The organism is Winogradskyella pacifica, assembly GCF_013403915.1.
Taxonomy (GTDB): Bacteria; Bacteroidota; Bacteroidia; order Flavobacteriales; family Flavobacteriaceae; genus Winogradskyella; species Winogradskyella pacifica.
Genome location: NZ_JABFDI010000020.1, coordinates 46,667 through 70,410, shown reverse-complemented (window position 1 = coordinate 70,410; position 23,744 = coordinate 46,667). Strand labels below are relative to the sequence as shown.

Sequence of the window (23,744 nt, the reverse complement as noted above, 5' to 3'; positions counted from 1 at the left end):
AAAGATATGGCAAATTTTGAACTTAAGTTACCTAAAATGGGAGAGAGTGTTGCAGAAGCAACTATAACCTCATGGCTTAAAGATGTTGGAGATACTATTGAAGCAGATGAAGCAGTTTTAGAGATTGCAACAGATAAAGTAGATAGTGAAGTGCCGAGTGAAGTGGATGGCGTTTTAATTGAAAAATTATTTAACGTTGATGATGTTGTACAAGTTGGGCAAACTATAGCAGTTATAGAAACTGAAGGGGGAGGAACGGTAGACGTAAAAGCTCCTGCTGCCAAACCAGAGCCTACTGCAGAACCAGTAGCACCAAAAGTAGTTGCCGAAGTTGCACAAACTGTTGTAGCTGCAAAAGCATCTGTAGAACCTTTGGTCTCTACTGAAGATCGATTTTATTCTCCACTAGTAAAAAATATAGCAAAGCAAGAAGGCATTTCTCAAACCGAATTAGATACTATTTCTGGTACAGGGAAAGATGGGCGCGTTACTAAAAACGATATTAAAGCGTATTTAGAATCTCGTAGTTCTGCTCCAACTGCTGTTCAGAAATCAGAACCTATTTCTGCAACGAAATCTGAAGACACGAAGACATTAGACGCTGAGCGTAGTAAAAATTCAATTGAAGCTCCTAAGAAGGATATTGCTCCGGCTCAAGAAAAACCAAATGCGGATAAGTCAATTGCAGTTTCTGGAGGTGATGAGGTTATTGAAATGACCAGAATGGGGAAACTCATTTCAAAATATATGGTAGATTCAGTACAAACTTCAGCACACGTGCAGTCGTTTATAGAGGCTGATGTCACTAATATTTGGAACTGGAGAAAGAAAGTTAAAGATGGTTTTATGAAGCGTGAAGGTGAAAATCTAACCTTTACTCCAATCTTTATGGAGGCGATCACTAAAGCTTTAAAAGATTTCCCGATGATGAATATTTCTGTTCAAGGAGATAAAATCATTAAAAAGAAAGCTATTAATGTTGGTATGGCAGCAGCCTTACCAGATGGTAATTTAATTGTACCAGTCATAAAAAATGCTGATCAGTTAAATTTATTTGGCATGGTAAAACGTGTTAACGATTTAGCGAATAGAGCACGTTTAGGAAAATTAGATCCAGACGATATACAAGGAGGAACCTATACTGTTACTAATGTTGGTACATTTGGTAGTATTATGGGAACACCAATTATTAATCAACCACAAGTTGGTATTTTAGCTTTAGGAGCTATTAGAAAAACACCTGCAGTAATAGAGGGGCCAGAAGGAGATTATATTGGTATTCGTTTTAAAATGTACTTATCGCATTCATACGATCACAGAGTGGTTAATGGAGCACTTGGAGGTCAGTTTGTAAAAGCGGTTAAAGATTATTTAGAAGGTTGGGATAGTGACAGAGAGATATAATGAATTCTAAAAAACTAATTGATAGTAAAACAAAAGCGAAACTTATGGAAGTAGGTGAAGTTGTGTTGTATTGGGTGGGAGGAATTTTACTTATATCAATAGGTTCAGTTATTCTTTATTATCTAGTAGTGTTAGTTTTACATTTTATAACCTAAAAGATATAAAAATATATATAAAAGAGCACAGTTTAAAACTGTGCTCTTTTTGTTTTTTACAAGCAACTCTTTATAGCGCTCAGAACATCTGTTTTTTATGTTGTAACTTATAAAGGTTTAGTAATAAGATTTGTAGCAAGTGTCTTTATAAATTCGTTAACCTTATACGGTTTTACAATAGAATCATCAAACTGTGCGCTTTTAAAATGGTCATCTTGTTCGTCTTGTGTTACAGCAGTTAATGCAATAACAATGATGGGTTTTTCGAGTTCACGGATTTTTTTAGTCGCTTCTATACCATCCATAATAGGCATGTGAACATCCATCAATACTAAATCGTAATCTGTTAGCATAATTTTATCAATACCTTCCTGACCGTTAGTGGCAACTTCTACTACAATATCATGACTTTCCAATGTTTTTTTAGTCACCATAAGGTTAATTCTGTTATCATCTACAACTAATATCTTTTTACCGCGAAGCATTTCAATTGAAACAGTATCTTCAATCTCCTCATTGGCATGCTTCTTTTTTGTAGTTCCAAAAGTGATCTCAAAGAAGAAATTTGAGCCTTCGTCAACCACGCTTTCTAGCTGTATGTTAGACTTCATGTCTATGAGTAATTTTTGTACAATAGTAAGTCCTAAGCCAGAGCCTTGAAAATCACCTTTGTGTTTAAGTTGTCCAAATTCCTCAAAGATTTTTTGTTGGTCGGCTATAGGAATTCCTTGACCGTTGTCCTTAACTTCAAACTTTAGCTTTAAGTCATTTTTTTTAAGGTCTAATAAACTAACAACGAGTTCTACTTTGCCGTTAGTTGTAAATTTTAATGCATTACCCAATAAATTGATGAGGACTTGAGACATTTTAGTTTGATCTCCATTGATCCATTTAGGAATATTAGGGTTTAGCGTTATAACTAAATCATTATTAGTTTGTCTCGTTAAGTATTCTAATGATTCTTTAATATTATTTAAAAAATCTTTAAGGTGAAAAGCTTTTGATTCAAATTTGATTTTCTCATCAGAATCCATCTTGTTTAAGGTCAGTACATCATTTACAAGGTTTAGTAAATAGTCTGCTGAAAATTTTAGGGACTGCAATTCTGTTTTATGAGATTTTAGATTCCTGTCGTTATTAAGAACAGTGCTTAAGCCGATAATTCCATATAGAGGTGTACGAAGTTCATGGCTCATTGTAGATAGGAAACGAGATTTAGCCTCTGCTAATTTTTCGGATTCTAGTTTAGCTTCCAGGTATTCTTTATTTTTTATTTTTAATTCATTATTAAGTTTTCTTCTGTTTTTTGTCACCTTTAAAAGGTAGAATAAAAGACCTAAGAGTACTAAGAAGACAACAGCACTAAAGATTAATAATTTTCTCTGAGTCTCTGACTTTTCGACTATTAATTCATTTCTGAGGGCTTCGGTTTTTAATTCTTCCTGTATTTTAGCATTTTTAAGAGAGGTGATAAGGTTGTCAGCCGATTTTTTAATTTCTAATTTGCTTTGCTCTAAAAAAAGGCTATCTTTTAGTTTGCCTATATCATAGGCTTTTTTGTAATTACCTTTAAAGGCAAGGCATTCAATATAACCGTTATAAGCTTTCTTTAGTACGTCTAGGTTATTCGTTTCTTTTGATAAAAGAATGGCTTGTTTATATAGATCTATAGCTAAATCATAATCGTTAATTCTATAAGCATAATCGGCTTTGTATAAATTAAGACCAGCGCGTCCTATCTTAAAGTCTTTTGGAATATGCAACTCTGCAGTATCGAGATATGGCTTCGCTTCTTTATGTTGATTATAATGATCAAAATAGATTTGAGCTATATTATGATTTAGGAAGAAAAGAGCAAGATTATTATTATCCTTCTTTGCCACTGGTATTCCTTCCTTAAAAGAATTTATGGCTTTATCTGGCTTTCCAAAAGCATAATAGATATTACCTAGATCTATATGAGAACCCACAAGAGAAGTATTGTCATTTAGCTTTTTAGCTAATTGAATGTTTTTTCGAGCATACTCAAGTGATTTTATGGAGTCGTTTAAGTTGAGATAGGAATTTGCTAAGAAGCTACGAATTTTACTAATCTCATTATTTAACTTATTGTCCTTTGCTATTTTAAGTATGTCATTTGCTTTAAGAATAACAGAACTGTAATCCTCTTTATAGTAATCAGCGATCATCAGTTCTTTAACTGAGTCCAAGTAAATTTTGGTTTCAGAATCTTCACGGTTTATAGAGCTGTTGAGCGAGCTTTCTTTTTTTTGTGCATGAAGGCCACATACTTGAAAAGTGAGAATTAGGGCAAATAAGAATGTTCGCATATTAATCGATAAAGGATAGTAATAGCTGTCAAAGTACTTATTTTTTATATAAAACCTATCATTTTAATCTCTAATATTATGGAGGCCACAGCGCTAGTTAATGTAAAATAAGCTTTAAAATGAGCTGCAAGTTAGGTTTTAGAGTGGCAACCATAGTATTACCGTAGTTTTTAAAAATTATGATATTAATATTTAGCTTTCAATAGTTTACTGAAACTATAGGCATAGCTTATTAATCTAATTACAGCTTTTTCATCCCAATCAAGGCTATTCTAGTTATTCTAATTATCTTTGATTCTCAAAACTAAAACAATGCAACTCAACCTCACAAAACCTATCTGCTTTTTCGATTTAGAAACTACAGGTATTAATATTTCAAAAGATAGAATCGTAGAAATTTCAATTCTTAAAGTTCATCCAGATGGTAAGGAAGAATCTAAAACGTGGGTTGTAAATCCTGAAATGCCAATTCCTGCAGAGGTAACAGCAATTCACGGTATTTCGGATGCCGATGTTGTTGGCAAACCAACATTTAAAGAATTGTCTAAGGAAATTTACAACTTAATTAAGGACTCAGATTTAGGTGGCTTCAATTCTAATCGTTTCGATATTCCGTTGTTGGCAGAAGAAATGCTAAGAGCAGAAGTAGATTTTGATATGAAGAATACACAATCCGTTGATGTACAGACCATATTTCATAAAATGGAGCAGCGTACATTAGTAGCAGCTTACAAATTTTACTGCGATAAGGATTTAAGTAACGCACACAGTGCAGAAGCAGATACAAAGGCTACTTACGAAGTTTTAAAAGCACAATTAGACCGTTACGACGATTTAGAAAACGACACCAAGTTTTTAGCAGAGTTTAGTTCTCGTAAAAAATTCGCAGATTTTGCAGGTTTCTTAATCTTTAATAAAGAAGGTGAAGAATGTTTTTCATTCGGAAAGCATAAAGGGAAACGCGTTTTAGACGTTTTAGATAAAGAACCAGGCTATTTTGGTTGGTTATTAAACGCTGATTTTCCATTATATACGAAGAAGGTTTTGACGGCTATTAAGCTTAGTCAATTTAATAATAAGTTAAGCTAACAGCCAAAAGCTAAAAACCAACAGCTAACAAATGAAACTAATCTGCATAGGTCGCAACTATACCGACCACATTAAAGAGCTCGACAACGAAAAACCAACAGATCCTGTGGTGTTTTTAAAACCAGATACATCGATTTTACTGAAGAAACAACCGTTTTTTATTCCAGATTTTTCAGATGATGTACATCATGAAGTTGAGGTTTTAGTGAAAATCAATAAAGTTGGAAAGCATATCGATAAGAAATTTGCACATAAATATTACGATGAAATCGGACTCGGAATAGACTTTACGGCGCGAGATCTTCAAGCGCAATTAAAAGCAAAAGGCTTACCGTGGGAAAAAGCTAAAGCCTTTGATGGTGCTGCGGTTATTGGTAAATGGTTGCCAAAATCTAAATTTCAAAATCTAAATAATATTAATTTTAGTTTAAAGAAGAATGAAGAGATCGTTCAGTCTGGAAACACAGAACTGATGCTTTGGAAAATTGATGAACTTATAGAATATGTGTCAAAATATTTCACTTTAAAAATTGGAGACATTATATTTACGGGCACACCAGCAGGAGTTGGAAAAGTTTTTGCAGAAGATCAATTAAAAGGATATCTTGGGGACGTGGAAATGTTTTCAATTAAAATTAAATAAATGTCACAACATTATCAATTACACCGTGTACGAGAAATGGCTGAGGGAGACGAAGATTTCGTTGCAGCTTTAGCGGCCGCTTTTATAGAAGAAGTGCCAGAAGATGCAGAACGTTTAAGAATAGCAGTACCAGCAAAAGATTATAAAGAAGTTTATCAAGCTGCTCATAAAATGAAGCCTACTATAGATTTGTTTGAGCTTGGTGTTTTAGATACGCTGATCGAAGTACAAGATTGGGGAAAGTTGGAACAATCGGACAAAAATGTAGATCAACAACTTATAGAGGTTTTAACCGCAGTAGATAATGCTGTTAATGAGATTAAAGCCGATTTCGGACTCTAAATGCAAGCAGAAATTATTACTATTGGCGATGAGATTCTCATTGGCCAGATTGTAGATACAAATTCGGCGTTTTTAGGTAAGGAGTTGAATAAATTTGGGATTTCAATCTATCAGATTACATCAATTCAAGATGATAAAGCGCATATTCTTAAAGCTTTAAAGGAAGCTGAAGAAAATGCAGATATCATTATTATTACAGGTGGTTTAGGACCAACAAAAGATGACATTACTAAGCACACCATTTGCGAATACTTTAATGATACCTTAATAGAAGATAAGGCTGTTCTAACTAATGTAGAGCAGATTTTTTCAAAATATAGTTCAGCACCACTTTTAGAAGTTAATAAACAACAAGCTTTAGTGCCTTCTAAAGCCACGGTTCTTATGAATCACAATGGTACAGCACCAGGTATGTGGTTAGAGAAAAATGGTAAAGTATTTGTGTCACTGCCAGGAGTGCCTTTTGAGATGAAAGCTTTAATTACAGAGCAAGTCATTCCGAAGTTAATAGGGAAGTTTAAGTTTCCATATATAATGCACAAAACCCTCTTAACCTATGGTCTTGGCGAAAGTGCATTGGCAGAACGAATTGCAACATGGGAAGATCATTTACCCAATTTTATAAAGTTAGCATATTTACCAAGTTTAGGTCGCGTGCGCATACGGTTATCTGCAAAGGCTTTTGATAAAGTAATGGTGGATGCCGAATTACACAACCAAATTAATTTGCTGTTACCACAAATTAAAGATGTTTTTATCGGTTACGAAGAAGATGAATCTATTGAAGCGGTAATAGGTAAGCAATTAACTGAAATGGGAAGAACTTTAGCTGTCGCAGAAAGTTGTACCGGAGGAAGAATTTCAAAATCATTTACAGAAAATGCAGGTGCGTCTGCTTATTTTAAAGGTGGTGTTGTGACTTATGCTTCAGAATCTAAAGTGAAAATTTTAGACGTTTTAGAAGACGATATAAAAAATCATTCTGTGGTGAGTAAGCAAGTTGCTGAGACCATGGCTAAGAATGTCAGATTATTATTTGATAGCGATTATGCTATTAGTACCACTGGTAATGCAGGACCGTTGAAAGGAGATTCGGATGTAGAAGTAGGAACTGTTTGGATTGCTATTGCTTCAAAAGATGACGTTTACTCTGAAGTTTTTAACTTCGGAAATCTTCGCGAGAAGGTAATTGTAAGGGCTTCAAATAAAGCTTTTGAAATGCTTCAGAAATTTTTTTTGAAAAAGTAGAGTTTTATGTTTGCTGAAACCTAAAGTTTTACTAAATTTGCACCCTGTTTAAAATATCCATGTTCGGATTTTAGATTCTTATTGAGATTAATTTGAGGTAATTCCTTTAAATACAATAAGAGTTAGCAGAATAATAAATTATAGACCTAAAGAAAGAAAACAATGTCAAGAGTTTGTGAACTTACTGGGAAGAAAGCGATGGTTGGGAACAATGTTTCTCACGCAATGAATAAAACGAAACGCAAGTTTGATGCAAACTTGATCAAAAAACGTTTTTATATTCCTGAAGAAGATAAGTGGGTAACATTAAAAGTTTCTACATCAGCATTAAAGACTATCAATAAAATTGGTATCGAAGCGATGTTAAAAGAAGCTAAAGCAAAAGGATTTTATAAATAATAGCGTTTACGCTTAAGTCAATTTACAATGGCAAAAAGAGGAAATAGAATACAAGTTATCTTAGAGTGCACAGAGCACAAAACTTCTGGTCAACCAGGAACATCAAGATATATTACAACAAAAAACAAGAAGAACACGCCAGATCGTATGGAGATTAAGAAATTTAATCCTATCCTTAAGCGTATGACTGTTCATAAAGAGATAAAATAAGATACCATGGCAAAGAAATCAGTAGCGTCTTTACAGACAGGATCAAAACGTTTGACAAAAGCTATAAAAATGGTGAAATCACCAAAAACTGGAGCATACATGTTCGTAGAATCAGTAATGGCACCAGAATTTGTCAATGACTTTTTAAACAAAAAATAATCTTTATTTATATATAGATTAGCAAAACTGCTTTCATTTGAAAGCAGTTTTTTTATGTTTATATTTGAAAAACATCTGACATATTAACAGTAAATTGTTATAGGCAAGGTTGTTGCAATGTAATAATTGTAAATAATACTGTCACACTGAGCTTATCGAAGTGCGATTAATAACCTAACTACAAAAATGAGTTTTTTTAAAAAAATATTCTCTTCCGAAAAGAAAGAAACTTTAGATAAAGGCTTAGAGAAATCTAAATCTTCTTTTTTCAATAAATTAAATAAAGCCGTTGCCGGTAAATCTAAAGTCGATGATGACGTTTTAGATAATCTTGAAGAAATCCTAGTCACCAGTGATGTAGGTGTTAATACCACATTAAAAGTGATTACACGTATTGAAGAGCGGGTAGCAAAAGATAAATACCTAGGTACTTCTGAATTAAATAAGATTCTACGTGAAGAAATAGCAGCGCTATTATCTGAAACCAAGTCTGGCGAAGAAACCGAATATACCATTCCTGAATTACCAAAACAAGCAGATGGTTCTAAAACACCATACGTTCTTATGGTTGTTGGCGTGAATGGAGTAGGTAAAACAACGACAATTGGGAAATTAGCTTATCAGTTTAAGAAGAAGGGTCTAAAGGTTGTTCTTGGAGCAGCAGATACGTTTAGAGCCGCAGCTATAGATCAATTACAAGTGTGGGCAGATCGTGTAGATGTACCAATGATACGACAAGAAATGGGATCTGATCCTGCTTCTGTAGCGTTTGATGCCTTACAGTCAGGTGTCAATCAAAATGCAGATGTTATTATTATTGATACTGCAGGTCGTTTGCACAATAAAGTGAACTTAATGAATGAGTTGACTAAAGTAAAACGTGTCATGCAAAAAGTGGTTGGTGACGCACCTCACGATGTATTATTAGTATTAGATGGTTCAACAGGTCAAAATGCTTTTGAACAGGCCAAACAATTTACAGCAGCTACCGAAGTAACATCGTTAGCTGTGACCAAATTAGACGGTACAGCAAAAGGAGGAGTTGTCATCGGAATTAGTGATCAATTTCAAATTCCTGTAAAATATATTGGAGTAGGTGAAGGTATTGAAGATTTGCAAGTATTTAATAAATATGAGTTTGTAGATTCGTTTTTTAAATAAATTCTTTTCATACCAGAATACTCCAGAAATAATAAACTTAAGTATGTCTTAATATATATGGCATTACATTTTAAGAATTATAGAATTTTAAAGCCGATTACAATAATTTCACTATTGTATTCGGCTTTTTCTGTTTCTTAAATGGCTTTTCTTAATTGATGACTGCATTAATTTTTACCCAAAGTTCATTATCAAAATTTGAAAGTGCAAAATTGTCATCGTCTGCAGATTGTCCCATCCTAACGACAACAAGCTTTTTACTAGGAACCACATATATTTTTTGATCATTTTTTCCTAAAGCAGCATACATGTCATTTGGTGCATCTGGAATAAGTTGACCTGGAAATTCAACCTGAGTTTGTGGTAAATGGTAAGATGATTTTCCATTTAGCCACCATAAATAACCATAAGCATCATTAATGGATTGAGAGGTGTTTGTTGCCTGACTAAAATAATTTTCACTAACAATCTGCTGGTCTTCCCATTTGCCATTTGCATAAGCCAATAATCCAAATCTGGCCATGCTTCTTGTATGACTTCCATAAACCTGTAAGCCATTAATAGTAAGCCAACCACCATTCATACCTATGGGCGCTTTTAGTTTAGTGTTAAAGTAAGTATTCCAAGTTTGATTGGAAGCTTCAGAAACGACATCTTGTAGTTTTACATAGACGTTATGATATGCCCAACGTGTGTCAGCATCAGCGATATATTGTAAATTGTTAGGTGACACATCATCACCTAAGCTGTCATCTAAGCCAGAAGTCATTGATAATAAATTTTTGCAAGTAATTAAATTTTCTTTTTCTAATGAAGTGTTAGTCCAACCAGTTCCTAAATAGTCAGAGACTTTGTTGTTTATATTTATAAGACCTTCGTCTTGTGCAATTCCTGCAACCGCAGAGGTTAAAGTTTTACCAGCACTCGCCCAATACCAAAGTGTTGAACTCGTATGGCCATTGAAATACTGTTCTTCAACAATTTTACCATTGTAAAGTATCATAAAACTTTTGGTATGCTTCTCTTCAAGAAAGTCTAATAAAGGTTGTAATTCATTGGTATTCCAATTTAATTCGGAAATGGATGTTGTTTCCCAGGTATCAGAATTTATCGGAGGAAAGTAAATGGCTTCATGTTCTGGTTCTTCAGATGTAGAACCATCATTAGTAGAACACGAAAAATTAAAGAAAAAACATAACATTAATATAGCTATAGGTCTTGCTTTCATCATTTTATTTAAAAATAAGACTATAAAAATAGGAAAAAGTTTAATCTCGTTAAGCAGCAATCGATTATCGTAAATCATTCCGTATCTTTGCAAACTGATTTACAAAAAGCATGAGAACTAAAAGCACAAAAAAGAATAGAATCAACGTCATTACACTAGGTTGTAGTAAAAATGTTTACGATAGTGAAGTGTTAATGGGGCAACTTAAAGCAAGCGGAAAGGACGTGGTCCATGAGCAAGAAGGTAATGTTGTGGTTATAAATACTTGTGGGTTTATTAATAATGCTAAAGAAGAAAGTGTGAACACCATTTTGGAGTACATGCAAAAAAAGGAAGATGGTGAAGTTGATAAAGTGTTTGTTACAGGTTGCTTAAGTGAGCGCTACAAACCAGACTTAGAAAAGGAAATTCCAAATGTAGATCAGTATTTCGGAACTACAGAATTACCTGGCTTATTAAAAGCATTAGGTGCAGATTATAAGCATGAATTGATAGGGGAACGTTTAACAACAACCCCAAAGAATTATGCTTATCTTAAAATTGCTGAAGGTTGTGACCGACCGTGTAGTTTTTGTGCTATTCCAATTATGCGAGGAAAGCATAAAAGTACACCAATTGAAAATTTAGTTACAGAGGCTGAAAAATTAGCAGCCAATGGCGTTAAGGAATTGATTCTTATTGCACAAGATTTAACGTATTACGGTTTAGATATTTATAAAAAACGAAACCTAGCTGAGTTATTAGAAAACCTAGTAAAGGTTGAAGGTATCGAGTGGATTCGTTTGCATTATGCATTTCCAACAGGTTTCCCGATGGATGTTTTAGACATTATGAAGCGCGAACCTAAAATTTGTAACTATTTAGATATTCCGTTACAGCATATTTCTGACGACTTATTAAAATCGATGCGTCGTGGAACGACCAAAGAAAAGACGACTAAATTGATTCATGATTTTAGAGCCATTGTTCCTGAAATGACGATTAGAACAACATTAATTGTTGGTTATCCGGGAGAAACAGAAGCACATTTTCAAGAACTTAAAAATTGGGTTTCAGAAATGCGTTTTGAACGTTTAGGCTGTTTTACCTATTCTCATGAAGAAAATACACACGCCTATAATTTAGAAGATGATGTTCCGGAAGAGGTGAAAATGGAACGCGTTAACGAGATTATGGAAATGCAATCTCAAATCTCTTGGGAATTGAATCAAGCCAAAATAGGACAAGAATTTAGAGTCGTTATTGACCGTAAAGAAGGGAATTATTTTGTAGGACGTACAGAATATGATTCACCAGATGTTGATAATGAAGTGCGCATTGATGCTACTAAAACGTATTTAAAGACAGGTGAGTTTGCAACAATTAAAGTTACTGAAGCAGAAGATTTTGATCTTTATGGTGAAGTGATTTAATCATAACTATTTTTATGCACTACTATAATAGTGCTCTAAGTTTTTTATGATGGTACAAGTTTTAGTGATGTAGCTTGTACCATCATTTGTAAAATGCAAGTGCTGTTTCTAGCAGTGTTTTCGCTTTTAAAAGGCTTGTAATTAGAAATTAGATTCTGTCTGGCCAAGCATTTGGGTGCTCTCCACTAAATCCAAATTCAGGTAGTTCATCTATTTGATTCATTTCGTCATAAGATAACTCAAAATCAAATAGGTTTATATTCTCTTCAATGCGCTCTTTTGTAGTTGATTTAGGAATTACAATTACATCATGTTGAATGATCCAGCGAAGGCAAACCTTTGCAACCGACGTATAATGCGTTTTTGCGATTTCTTTTAAGCGTTCATTTTCAAAAACTTTTCCTCTTGCTAAAGGAGACCAAGATTCAACTGTAATGTTTTGCTTTTTACAATAGTCAACTAAGTCGCGTTGCCAGTAACCAGGATGAAATTCTATTTGATTAACAGCTGGTTTTACTTTAGCTGTTTTAAACAAGGCTTCAAGGTGTTCTTCAAAAAAATTACTTACACCTATAGATTTTATTTTGCCCTCGGCTTGTAATTCTTCCATAGCTCTCCAAGCATCAGCATTGGCTTTTTGCCAATTATCATAATTTTTGGCATTTGCAGGCCAATGAATAAGATATAAGTCTATATAATCTAATCCCAGTTTTTTAAGGGATTTTTCAAATTCTTCTTTAGCCATGTCATAACCTAAGTTGTCTCGCCATAATTTGGTTGTCACCAAAATTTCTTCTCTTGGAACTCCACTCGCTTTAATGCCTTTTCCTACGGCTTCTTCATTGTTATAAGCGGCAGCGGTGTCTATTAATCTATAACCGTTTAAAAGGGCATGTTTAACAGATTCAATTCCTTCTTGCTCTTTAGCTTTAAAGGTTCCAAAGCCTACAATCGGCATTGTATTTCCATTATTTAAAATTATATTTTTCATACTTCAATATAGTATTAATTGTAGATGTTTTCTTTAAGAGGAAGACTGTCATAATAGAATTTTGATGTGTATTATTCTTCCGAGACAATTTTCCTTATTCAATTTAGAAAAATGTTATTGTTTTAAAAAATCAATTAATGGTTTTATAAAACTTTCAAACTTTTCTATGTGAGGTAAATGTCCAACGTTTTCTATTTCAACTAATGTTGCATTAGGAATTTTCTTCTGGGTTGCTTTACCTAATTCATCATATAATCCCATGGTCTTTTTTACGTCCTCTGAAACAAGTCCTTTACCCAAAGCTGTTCTATCTCTAGTACCAATAATTAAAAGTGTTGGTGCAGTAATATTTTCAAATTCGTAAACAACAGGCTGTGTAAAAATCATGTCGTAGGTTAATGCTGCATTCCATGCTATGGTTTTATAATCTGAATTTAATGTCCAGCCAGCTAATAGGTTTACCCATTGGTCGTATTCAGGCTTCCATTTATTGTCGTAATAATTTTCTAATTGGTATTTTTTAATGCCTTCATAAGATTTTTTTAATTCATTTTTATACCACCATTCTACAGGTTTGTAAGGCACTTTTAGTTTCCAATCCTCCAGCCCTATGGGATTTTCTAAAATGAATTTTTCAACAGTTCCTGGATACATTAAAGCAAAACGTGTGGCGAGCATGCCACCCATGGAATGTCCCAAAATGGCAGTTTTCTTAATATTTAAAGTATCGAGCAGTGTTTTGGTGTTTTGTGCGAGTTGCTGAAACGTATAATGAAAATGCTCTGGTTTAGACGATTTCCCGAACCCAACTTGATCAGGTACAATGACGCGGAACCCTTCTTTAGTTAGCGCTTGGATAGTCGTTTTCCAATAGGCACCATTAAAATTTTTTCCATGAAGCAACACTATGTTTTTTCCGTTATAATTATCAGGTTTTACATCCATATACACCATTTTTAATTCTTGCTCTTGTATGGTCAACTCTAACTTAGAGACAGCATATGGATAGTTGTAATTTGCCAATTCAATATCTAACCATTGTAAACTATCTGTTTGTGCCTTTGTAATTTGAAAGACGAATAAAAGTATCAATCCTATTATTAAATTCTTTTTCATGATGTGATTTTGTATTAATTGTGTTTTATTCCATGCTTATAGGTCAAATAGAATATGCAATCTTAATGCCACTAAACCAATTTCTCGGCATTCCAGGATAATAATAACGTGGTTCTGAATTGCCAAATCCAACGGCATTAATTAATACGGATGAAGCATACTGTTTATCTGTAAAATTATTAACACCTATATTAATTTCAATATCGAAGTCCTTCGTAATTGAATTCTTGTAGGCTAATTTGGTGTTGAAAACGGTATATGCATCCGAAGATAAAGTGTTAGCATCGTTTAATGGCATATCTCCAATATGAAGAAAATTAGTGTTTAAGTTAACATTTTTAAAGCCTAACTGAAGACCTCCATTTATTTTCACCTTAGGAACACCTGTTAATTGATGGCCTGAATAATCAGTTTGGTCATCAACGAAATCTATAAAGCGATGGTCTGTAATTTCGGCATTTATATAGGGGGAAAGTAAAAATCCATTACTAAATTTTTGTGTATAAGAGGCAGACAACTCAATACCTTTATGTTCTGTTTTACCTGCATTACGACCAATATATTGATCATCTCCAACACGGTCAGCCACCAATAAATTGTCAATATCGAGTAGGTAAGCTGAAAGCTGAAATTTTAATTTTCTATCTAATAAAAACAGTTCACTTCCAATTTCGTAATTAAAACCAGTTTCTGGTCCTAAGTCAGGATTGATCACTCCTTCTGGTGTTAATGTTTCTTCTATAGAAGGGTAATTGAACCCACGGCTGACGTTTACATAAATAGTTGTATTTGGTGTAAATTGATATAAAACGTTCAAATTTGGAGCAAGTATAGGGTCAAAATCACGATCTGCATTTTTATTATTCTCACCAGAATTAAAGTCATCTTTAAACTTATAATTGGTCGTGTTGAAATTCACACCCAATTGCGCTTTTAGTTTTTCGGTAATAGGCAGCGTTACCGTTGCAAATGCATTCAGAGTGTTTCTATTCTCTATATTATCACTGAGTAATTGGCCTTCTAAACTTCCATTATTCGCATTGCTGTCATAAAGATTTTCAATGGTTTTCCAGATGTACTGATCGCTATAAATTTCGGCACCAAAACTAAGATTTGCTTTATGGTTTAAGAATTTAAAATCTTTTGCGAAAAGTGTTCTGGCACCATAACCATTCGTATATTCATCTAAAATATTAAAAGGACGTGGTTCATAATGATCGAGATAACTATAGAAAATGGATGTGGTATTACTAAAATTATTAGTAAAGCGATGTGTGTAATTAAGTCCAATTAAGACCTGCTTGTTATCTTCAAAACCTTGTGCAGCATTCCATGTAAAAGCTGCTTGCGAAGGGTCTTCATTAAAGGCAGTTTTGCTTATAGAACTTGGTATTTGAGCAAAATAATCTGTGTAATTTATTAAAAGTCCAATGTCATTTTTAGCGTCAAAAGTATAGTTAGACGTTAATAAAAGTGCTTTTCTATTATAATTGCTGTTCTCGCGAAATCCATCTGATTTTAAATGATCATAATTTAGATTTAGAGCTAATTTATCATTGGTAGTAGCAACAGAAATATTGTTTTTTATCAAACCGTAACTTCCAACAGTAAGATTGCTTTTAAAATAAGTTTCACCTTCTAAAGCTTGTTTAGAATTGAGTAATAAGGTACCTCCTAAATTTGTGCCATATTGAGAGGCTTTAGGGCCTTTTACAATTTCCAAATTACCAATATCTTCAGGATCAAAAGCATCAATAGCCGTTTCTCCTATACCGTTTGTTATCGGTATGCCGTTAAAATAAGCACGAATTTTGTTGGTGCCATAAAGTGTTCGCGATCCGACACCGCGAATAACTATTCTATTGGTATTTATGGCTCCACTTTGAATATAAACTCCAGGTGTTTCGTTAATAGCCGAAGTTAAATCAATCGGACTGAATTCCTCAAATTTCTCTGACGAAATTTTTGCTGTAGGAATAATAACCTGACTTTCTTTTTGATAGGTTGAAGAGATGAGGACTTCTTCAAGATCTAAACTGGTTTCTAATGCTGTAAGCTCGAATACACTGTTATCTTTAGAATACCGAACCGTTCTTATATAATAATTGGGATGTTTTAATTTTATGGTTATTGGCAATTCAATCGCTTGTGAAAGGATAAATATACCTTGAGCATCGGTTTTAGAAATCAGCTCATTTTCTATAAAAACAGACACATCTGATAGTGGTGTACCCAGCGCATCTTGAACTTTACCTTGGCTGTTTTGAGCGTTTAAAGGCATAATAAAGGCGGTTATAATCATAACCGCCAAGGTTTTAAAAGGTGTAAACTTCATGTATACTGTTGTGAGGATTGGTATTTATAAAACTATAATATTAATTCTTATAACTTACTTTCCAAATGGTATTCCCAGAATCATCATTAACTAATAGGTCACCAGATGGAGTAACAGCTACACAAACTGGTCGTCCGTATACATCAGTCTCACTATCTTCAGCTATAAATCCTGTTAGAAAATCTTGAGGTTTCCCAGTAGGTTTACCATTTTCAAATGGTATAAAAACAACACGATACCCTGAAAGTACTGACCGGTTCCAAGACCCATGTTGCCCAACAAATAATCCATTCTTATATTTAGAAGGAAAATTGCCTTCATCGTAAAAGGTGAGTCCTAATGACGCGGTATGAGGTCCTACAGACACATCTGGTATGATTGATTTTGCGACAAGATCTGGTGCTTCACCTTCTAAGCGTGGGTCTTCAATATTTCCAAAATAAGAATAAGGCCAGCCGTAAAAGCCTCCTTCCTTAACGCTCGTAACATAATCAGGTACAAGATTATCACCAAGCTTATCACGCTCATTTACTGCTGTCCATAGTTCTCCGTTTACCGGATTCCAATCCATTCCTACAGGATTTCTAAGACCGCTAGCGTAAATTTTTTCATTCGCCCCATTTAAATCAACTTCTATGATATTAGCACGACGGATTTCTTCTTCCATTCCGTATTCTCCGACATTACTTGCCGAACCTACCGAAATATAAATTTTATCTTGTGCTTTATTGGTAATAATATTCCGTGTCCAATGGTTATTATAACCACCAGCAGGAAGCGTTACTATTTTTTTGCCTTCAGATGGTTTAAGAGCTGTTTGCCCTTCCTTGTATGGATATTTATAAAGTCCGTCCGTATTTGCGACATAAAAATAATCACCAATAATTAACATGCCTAAGGGTTGTTTTAGGTCTTCAAGAAAAGTGTCTCTAAGTTCAATTGTACCATCGTTGTCTTTATCTCTAAGAATCGTAATAAGACCTGCACTATTCTTGGTGTTGGCTTCACAAACAAATAAATCTCCATTGGGTGCTATATACGTCCATCGTGGGTTTTTAAATCCATCTGCTAATTTAGTAACCGTAAATCCTTCTGGGGCGACTGGCATTTTACCTTCTGGCCAATCTGCCATGCTATTTTGTTTTCTTACCGACTCTGTTGCGTAAGGTTTTGGTAGAATTAATTCTCCTATAGCTGTTTGCACCGTATCTGCAGGCTCTTGAGATATCATTTCTTTTTCATCTTCAGATACTTTCATTTTCTTTTCTCTTTCCGTTTTACAAGATTGTAAAGAGACCATTATAAGAAGTATTATAAATGTAGTTTGTAGTTTCATAACGTTTGTTTTCGGTTTGTTCAAAAGTAAAGTATTCCCTATATTTTTTTAACTCATTTGAAATACGAATAGACTCAAATCGATTCTTAACCTTTAGTTAACATGCTTGCTAAGCAATTATATTTTAATCTTTCTATAACAGTTTGTGGTATAATTTATGATTATTATGAGGTATGAAATCGAAACTTATTACCACATTTATTGTACTGATTTTAGTCTCTTGTAAGCAAGTGCAACATGTTTCGGATGCTATTACAAAACCTTCAGCAAGAACTATTTTTGAACGTGATTTTAAAAACAACGATAGCATATTTCAACGCTATGAATTGGCGTACCGAAATGCCAAACGAAACAATCTTCAGTTGGAATTACCTATTGTATTACATTCAAAATCGGACACTTCAGACTTTAAAGTATTAGCTTATAGTCTAAACTTACAGCGTGGTGAGCGTTTTAAAATAGAATCACATACGGATAGTTTACAATTGGCATTTGATGTGTTTATGTTTGAAAATGATTCGGTAATATCTAAAAAAGCACTGCATTCTAATGAACCTGAAGCAAATCGTTTAGAATTTGATGTGACTAGAACTGGAAAATATAAAATAGTAATTCTTCCGAACCTTACATTTAGCAGCAACTTTGGAATAAAACTATTTACGGAACCGACTTTAGCGTTTCCCGTTAGTGGAAAAGATAATAAAGCGATTCAAAGTTTTTGGGGTGCGTCTCGAAGTAGTGGTAGTCGCTCACATCAAGGCATCGATATTTTTGCTAAGCGAGGAACACCAGTTGTAGCTGCAACTAATGGTTTTATTTCAAACACCGGAAATCGTGGTTTGGGCGGTAAACAAGTGTGGTTGCGCGATGGACTCTTTGGTCAGTCGTTATACTATGCGCATTTAGATCGTATTGCGGTGTCTGAAGGCAATCGTGTTAAGACGGGAGATACCTTAGGTTTTGTTGGTAACACCGGAAATGCTAAAACCACCAGTCCGCACTTACATTTTGGAATTTATACAAGTGGAGGGGCTGTAGATCCTTTGCCTTTTGTAAAACAAACTGATCCTATTGAAATAGCAGTTGTACCGATGCTTTTGAAAGGAGAAACGCGTCTTCGGAAAAATGAGCTAAGAGCTGGTGCCAGTGTTAAGTCGAAAAAACTTCAAGATTTAGAAGCAAATACGCAACTTGAAATTTTAGGAAAAACGCAACGATGGTTTCATGTACAGGTTAATGATACTTTACAAGGTTTTATGCATGAGTCTTTAATTAAAGAAATTGAGTGAATTATTAAGTGATAGATGGTAAGACTTAACGAAACTAAATCTGATGAATCTATGTCTTCTCAATATAATAATTGTTTAAGATGGAATCCATTTCTTCTTTTCCAGAAGCTATACGTTCAATCTTATTCCATAAATCATCTTTAATTAAAACGCGTAATGGTTGCTCGTTAAAAGGTATTTTACCAAAAACGTTCAAAATTTGTTGGTCCCAAATTTTATGGAAGTTCAATAAATCATCTGGGTAAACAATTCTTCTCTCTGTGCCTTCATCAACACCTTCAAAGGGTTCTGTAATATTTAAATACCCATAATCGTCTGTTAATTGTTCGCCTGGTTGAATGTCTCGTATTGCAATTTCAAAATCATAGGCGGTTGTAAAGCAATTAGAATTAAAACTATGGTTAACAAACCGACCGTTGTCCCAGCACAACACAAAATTTCCCTTATTGTTTCTATAAGAATACGTATCTAAGATAGTCTTGTAGATGGGATCCATAGCATTAAATGCTTCTGGACTAAAGTCGCGATCTAATTGGTCTAAGACCCAAGTAATGGTGCCTGCTGGAATAAACTCAGTAGCAACAACTCCGTAGCCAATCTCTTTGTTTATAAATTTTAATTCTGTTTTTGGGTGAATCATATCGTTTTAAATTAAGTTTTGTCTTAATTAAAAATAATGATTTTTTGAATTCAAAAATAGGTTGGTTGAAAATTATTATAGACCTTAATTTGTCGTCAGAATTCTCTTGAGTATGCGAGAACTGAACCAAGTGTTAAGAATATAAGTGCACTATTTTTTATATATGTTGATCTATTAAAATAGCATTACCATCGGGATCTAAAACTACAAAACTTGCAGGTCCTGAAGTCTTTTCATCAGCTTCGTTCTCTAATTTAATAGTATTACTTTTTAAATGTTTTTGAATGTTGCGTACATCATCAAAAGTTTTAAGTGTTTTGGCGTCTTGATCCCAACCAGGATTAAAGGTGAGCATATTATTTTCAAACAGACCTTGAAATAAACCCACAAGTATTGATTCGTTTTTCATAATAAGATAGTTCTGTTCTAAATCTCCTCCAAAAACAGAAAATCCTAAGGTTTCATAAAATGCTTTTGAAGCCTTAATATCTTTAACGGCTAGACTAATTGAAAAGGCTCCTAGTTTCATAATTTATTTTTTTTTGTAATACTAAAAGGTATTGAATGTTTGAATTTTCAATACCTTAAAATATAAGCGTTACTACTTTAATTCAACAACACAGCGTCACCAAATCCTAATTCGTTTAATTTACTTAATTGAGTTTCGGCATCACCAACAATCACATAAATCATTTGATTTGGTTTTATGTACTTTTCAACAAGTGCTTTAATGTCGTCAACACTTAAATCTTTTACAATAGATTGTCGTTGTTTGGCATAATCATCTGCATAACTATAGTTACTAATATTACTCAACATGTTTAATTTTGAACTTAAAGTTTCAAACGCACGAGCGCTACTTTTTAAGGTGAATCCTTTTGTGATTTCTAAATCAGCTTCACTATAATTGGTGCCATAATTTTCTAAAATCTCTTTAATCAAAGCGGCAGATTCATAAGTCACGTTAGTACGAATAGAACTATTAATTGAAAATTCTCCTGTGTTAGCGTCACCATCAAATCCAGATCTAATTCCATAAGTGTAGCCTTTAGATTCGCGTAATTCTTGCGTTAATTGTGACGCAAAACTACCACCACCTAAACGGTAATTCATTACAGACGCAGCATAGTAATCCGTATCAGTAGCTTTTAAAGACGGATACCCAAATGCGATAACCGATTGTTTAGCTCCAGGTACATCATAGAAAAATACTTTAGATGTTTCTGGTGTTATAGCTTGTGGTAATTCTGGAATGACAACATCTTTAGATTCCCAAGTTGTATTGATAGTTTCTAAAGCTGCGATAACATCGTTTTCTGAAATTGAACCTACAACGTGTAAATTCGTGAGTTTCGGAGTTAATTTAGTCGAGTAGAAATTTTGTAAATCTGAAATCGTAATCGCATTTACGGATGCTTCTGTACCATTATTGTTATACGCTAAAATGTTGTTTTCGCCATATAATTGCTTTGCAAATGCATTAGCAGCAATACTATTTGGATTTGCCTTTTGGCGTTGAATTCCACTAATCGTACTTTGTTTTAGTAAGTTGAATTCTTCTTCATCCCAACGTGGTTCTAAAAGAATTTCAGTCACTAAAGCCATAGTCGCATCAAAATGTTTTGCTAAGGTCGTTCCAGAAATAGTGACACTATTATCTGTGGCATAGCTGTAAATTTGAGCGCCTAGACTTTCAATGGCATTTTCTAAAGCTTCTGGTGTTTTGTTTTTTGTGCCTTTACTCATTAAATTGGCCATCAGGTTAGACACTCCAACTTTATCGGTTTGTTCTAATAGTAAGCCCCCTTTTATTTCCAATTCAAATTCTACTAATGGCACTTCGGTGTTTTCAATACCAAAAACTTTGATTCCAGAATCTAAGTTGTGCTTCCATACTTTAGGAATTACTAAATCTGGACTTTTTCCATATTCTGGTTCTACAGATCTATCAAAACTGCTTGGCGTTTTTTCGTATTCTGCGGCTAGGCTTGCATCAAAAGTATCTTCAGCACCTTCAACTATTTGCTCTTCTTCTACAACGGCCTGCTGAGAATTATCTAAAACTAAGTTCATTTGTCCTTTTGGAACAAAGCTCGTAGCAATAAAATTCTGATCCTTAATGTATGTGTTGTAAACACGCATCACATCTTCTGGAGTGACGGCTAAAATGTGTTGCACATCTTGATTGATAAAACCAGGATCACCTGCAAAAATTTCATATTGTGCTAATTGAAACCCTTTGCCTAAAACACTTGATAATCCTTTATAGAATGATGTTTCTTGTCCGGCTTTTATACGATTTAAATCCGTTTCAGAAATCCCATTCATTTCAAAATCTCTTAAACCTTCATTAATAGCACTAGCAACGGTATTTAAGTTGGTTTGATCGAATGCTGTAACCCTTAACATTAATTGTCCGGCTATTTCGGAAGAACTTTGATACATGCCGACATTACTTGTTAACTGTTGGTTTTCAACTAACACTTTATATAATGGTGCTTTTTTACCTTCAGTTAAGTATTGCGATAATACGCTTAGTGCATATGTGTCTGGGTGATATTCATAAACGGTTGGCCACGTCATTGTTAATCGCGGTGCACGTGCAAAATTGTCTTCATAAAATAAGCGTTTAGACGTTTTTAATGTCACTGGTTGCTTTTCCATTTTAGGAATATCTTCTCCTCGTGGAATTTCATCAAAATACTTTTTAACCCATTCTTTCGTTTGCGCTACATCAATATCTCCAGCAATGGTTAAGGTCACATTATTCGGTACATACCAACGTTTGTAAAACTCTTTTACATCGTCTAATGTTGCGTTTTGTAAATCTTCTAAGGATCCAATAACCTCCCAACTATATGGATGGCCTTCAGGGTATAGATTACTATTTATTACACTAGAATTAAAACCATAAGGTTGGTTGTCTACACGCTGACGTTTTTCGTTTTTAACCACTTGTTTTTCTTTAGCTAAAACAGGTTCGGTAACTGTATTTATAAAATAACCCAGTTTATCGGCTTCTGCCCAAATCATTTTTTCTAAAGCATCTTTTGGTACGGTTTGAAAGTAATTGGTACGATCTTGACTTGTAGAACCATTAGCGCCAGAACCTCCAATACGAGCACTCATTTGGTCTAAACCACCTTTGCCTAAGTTTTCAGATTCTAAGAATAAAAGATGCTCAAATAAATGTGCAAAACCAGTTCTGCCTGTTTTTTCGCGTGCTGATCCTACATGCGCTGTTAATGCTACAGCTGCTACAGGATCTGATTTGTCGACGTGAAGAATGACTTGTAAGCCATTGTTTAAAGTGAATTTTTCGTACTCGACTTTAAATTCTGGAGTCGTTTCTTTGGTGTCGTTTTCTTTACAAGACGTTATTGTAAAAAGCACTAAAAAGGCTAAAAGTATTGATTTGATGTGTTTCATAATTATGTATTTGAGTGATGATGATTTATGTTATAACAGGTTGAATGCGATTTGAAAATTTTTGAAATTGATATAATAGTTTTTCTGTCTTTTGAATACTGCATCTGACTTTTTAACACTAATGATAATTTATAAATAGTACTATGAATTATAGCATTCGTTTATTAACTCAGATTTTTAAGCACTTCAATAATGTCATCTGGTTCAGAGCGTGTTCTGTAGTCCACATTGACATAGTTCCATATTACTCTGCCATCAATTCCTATAATAAACGTAGCCGGAATTGGTAAAACACTAGCATTGCCATTATTGATTTTTTTAAGATCGAGTTGTCTATCTACGCGCATGTGATCCAATAAAAATTCAGGAACTTCCCAAGCCACACCATATTGTGAAGCAACTTTTGCATCTTGATCAGACAACACTGTAAATTCCATGTTATTTATTTCGTTTGCTGTCATGGATTCATCTGGCACTTCTGGACTAATAGCAACCAACGTCGCTCCTAATTTATGGATGTCGTCTAGTTTAGCTTGTAAAGCTCTTAGTTGTAAATTGCAGTAAGGACACCAACTACCGCGATAAAATGTAATAATTACTGGCCCTTTTTCTAGTAAATTGGATAATGAAATTAATTCTCCTTGTGGATTTGGTAATTTAAAATCTACTGCTTTTTCTCCTATTTTAAGAGCATTAGATCCTTGTTCGAAAGCTTTTGCTTTATCAATGGCTTCATCAACTCCTTTCATAAAGTCAGGTTTTGCTTTTCTTCCAGCAGCAATCTTAGCGTCAGTTTGTTCTTTTAACGTTTTCATTAGTTATATTTTA

Annotated in this window: 21 protein-coding genes; 11 read left to right on the top strand and 10 right to left on the bottom strand. The window is 34.0% G+C overall.

Going from position 1 to position 23,744, the window contains the following annotated elements; translation table 11 throughout:
* Positions 1-6 precede the first annotated feature (6 nt).
* Entirely contained in the window at positions 7-1,404 is a 1,398-nt protein-coding gene (locus tag HM984_RS15430) for a dihydrolipoamide acetyltransferase family protein (protein WP_115809973.1), read from the top strand.
* 262 nt (positions 1,405-1,666) lie between these two features.
* Here HM984_RS15430 and HM984_RS15425 read toward each other — a convergent pair whose 3' ends face one another.
* The gene (locus HM984_RS15425; RefSeq protein ID WP_179349808.1) at positions 1,667-3,769 is read right to left on the bottom strand and encodes a tetratricopeptide repeat-containing hybrid sensor histidine kinase/response regulator; all 2,103 of its coding nucleotides are present in this window, start codon (positions 3,767-3,769) and stop codon (positions 1,667-1,669) included.
* A gap of 432 nt (positions 3,770-4,201) precedes the next feature.
* Here HM984_RS15425 and HM984_RS15420 point away from each other — a divergent pair, with 432 nt between their 5' ends.
* From HM984_RS15420 to ftsY, 8 genes are all read left to right on the top strand, one after another.
* The gene (locus tag HM984_RS15420; protein WP_179349807.1) at positions 4,202-4,978 is read left to right on the top strand and encodes a 3'-5' exonuclease; all 777 of its coding nucleotides are present in this window, start codon (positions 4,202-4,204) and stop codon (positions 4,976-4,978) included.
* Between the two features lie 31 nt (positions 4,979-5,009).
* Positions 5,010-5,621, top strand: a complete 612-nt coding sequence (locus tag HM984_RS15415; protein WP_115809979.1) for a fumarylacetoacetate hydrolase family protein — start codon at positions 5,010-5,012, stop codon at positions 5,619-5,621.
* Entirely contained in the window at positions 5,622-5,963 is a 342-nt protein-coding gene (locus HM984_RS15410; RefSeq protein ID WP_115809981.1) for an Hpt domain-containing protein, read from the top strand.
* Positions 5,964-7,211: a competence/damage-inducible protein A gene (locus HM984_RS15405; RefSeq protein ID WP_179349806.1), complete on the top strand. Its 1,248-nt coding sequence runs from the start codon at positions 5,964-5,966 to the stop codon at positions 7,209-7,211.
* A 162-nt stretch (positions 7,212-7,373) separates the two neighbouring features.
* Positions 7,374-7,610, top strand: coding sequence for a 50S ribosomal protein L28 (rpmB, locus tag HM984_RS15400; RefSeq protein ID WP_040757375.1), 237 nt, complete (start codon positions 7,374-7,376; stop codon positions 7,608-7,610).
* Between the two features lie 27 nt (positions 7,611-7,637).
* A complete protein-coding gene (rpmG, locus tag HM984_RS15395) occupies positions 7,638-7,820 on the top strand; it encodes a 50S ribosomal protein L33 (protein WP_020896723.1) in 183 nt (60 codons plus the stop codon).
* Between the two features lie 6 nt (positions 7,821-7,826).
* Positions 7,827-7,979, top strand: coding sequence for a DUF4295 domain-containing protein (locus tag HM984_RS15390; protein WP_008271041.1), 153 nt, complete (start codon positions 7,827-7,829; stop codon positions 7,977-7,979).
* 186 nt (positions 7,980-8,165) lie between these two features.
* Positions 8,166-9,140, top strand: coding sequence for a signal recognition particle-docking protein FtsY (gene ftsY / locus HM984_RS15385; protein ID WP_115809985.1), 975 nt, complete (start codon positions 8,166-8,168; stop codon positions 9,138-9,140).
* 151 nt (positions 9,141-9,291) lie between these two features.
* Here the strand turns inward: ftsY and HM984_RS15380 are convergent, their stop codons facing one another.
* Positions 9,292-10,368: a serine hydrolase domain-containing protein gene (locus HM984_RS15380; RefSeq protein WP_179349813.1), complete on the bottom strand. Its 1,077-nt coding sequence runs from the start codon at positions 10,366-10,368 to the stop codon at positions 9,292-9,294.
* A gap of 110 nt (positions 10,369-10,478) precedes the next feature.
* Here HM984_RS15380 and rimO point away from each other — a divergent pair, with 110 nt between their 5' ends.
* The gene (rimO, locus tag HM984_RS15375) at positions 10,479-11,780 is read left to right on the top strand and encodes a 30S ribosomal protein S12 methylthiotransferase RimO (RefSeq protein WP_179349805.1); all 1,302 of its coding nucleotides are present in this window, start codon (positions 10,479-10,481) and stop codon (positions 11,778-11,780) included.
* Between the two features lie 148 nt (positions 11,781-11,928).
* On the opposite strand, the gene HM984_RS15370 is transcribed toward rimO, so the two are convergent.
* The 4 genes from HM984_RS15370 to HM984_RS15355 all read right to left on the bottom strand — a co-directional run bounded on the left by HM984_RS15370 (position 11,929) and on the right by HM984_RS15355 (position 17,558).
* Complete coding sequence (locus tag HM984_RS15370; RefSeq protein WP_179349804.1) at positions 11,929-12,771, bottom strand: aldo/keto reductase; 843 nt, start codon at positions 12,769-12,771, stop codon at positions 11,929-11,931.
* 114 nt (positions 12,772-12,885) lie between these two features.
* Complete coding sequence (locus HM984_RS15365) at positions 12,886-13,887, bottom strand: alpha/beta fold hydrolase (RefSeq protein WP_179349803.1); 1,002 nt, start codon at positions 13,885-13,887, stop codon at positions 12,886-12,888.
* Between the two features lie 43 nt (positions 13,888-13,930).
* Entirely contained in the window at positions 13,931-16,189 is a 2,259-nt protein-coding gene (locus HM984_RS15360) for a TonB-dependent receptor family protein (RefSeq protein ID WP_257018511.1), read from the bottom strand.
* 73 nt (positions 16,190-16,262) lie between these two features.
* The gene (locus tag HM984_RS15355) at positions 16,263-17,558 is read right to left on the bottom strand and encodes a PQQ-dependent sugar dehydrogenase (RefSeq protein WP_115809997.1); all 1,296 of its coding nucleotides are present in this window, start codon (positions 17,556-17,558) and stop codon (positions 16,263-16,265) included.
* Between the two features lie 173 nt (positions 17,559-17,731).
* Between HM984_RS15355 and HM984_RS15350 the strand changes: the two genes are divergently transcribed.
* The gene (locus HM984_RS15350; RefSeq protein WP_179349801.1) at positions 17,732-18,847 is read left to right on the top strand and encodes a peptidoglycan DD-metalloendopeptidase family protein; all 1,116 of its coding nucleotides are present in this window, start codon (positions 17,732-17,734) and stop codon (positions 18,845-18,847) included.
* Positions 18,848-18,896: 49 nt separating this feature from the next.
* Here the strand turns inward: HM984_RS15350 and HM984_RS15345 are convergent, their stop codons facing one another.
* From HM984_RS15345 to HM984_RS15330, 4 genes are all read right to left on the bottom strand, one after another.
* Positions 18,897-19,487, bottom strand: a complete 591-nt coding sequence (locus tag HM984_RS15345) for an SET domain-containing protein (protein ID WP_179349800.1) — start codon at positions 19,485-19,487, stop codon at positions 18,897-18,899.
* Between the two features lie 157 nt (positions 19,488-19,644).
* A complete protein-coding gene (locus HM984_RS15340) occupies positions 19,645-20,016 on the bottom strand; it encodes a VOC family protein (RefSeq protein ID WP_179349799.1) in 372 nt (123 codons plus the stop codon).
* Positions 20,017-20,093: 77 nt separating this feature from the next.
* A complete protein-coding gene (locus tag HM984_RS15335; RefSeq protein ID WP_179349798.1) occupies positions 20,094-22,916 on the bottom strand; it encodes a M16 family metallopeptidase in 2,823 nt (940 codons plus the stop codon).
* A 164-nt stretch (positions 22,917-23,080) separates the two neighbouring features.
* Entirely contained in the window at positions 23,081-23,731 is a 651-nt protein-coding gene (locus HM984_RS15330; RefSeq protein WP_179349797.1) for a peroxiredoxin-like family protein, read from the bottom strand.
* Between the last annotated feature and the right edge of the window lie 13 nt (positions 23,732-23,744).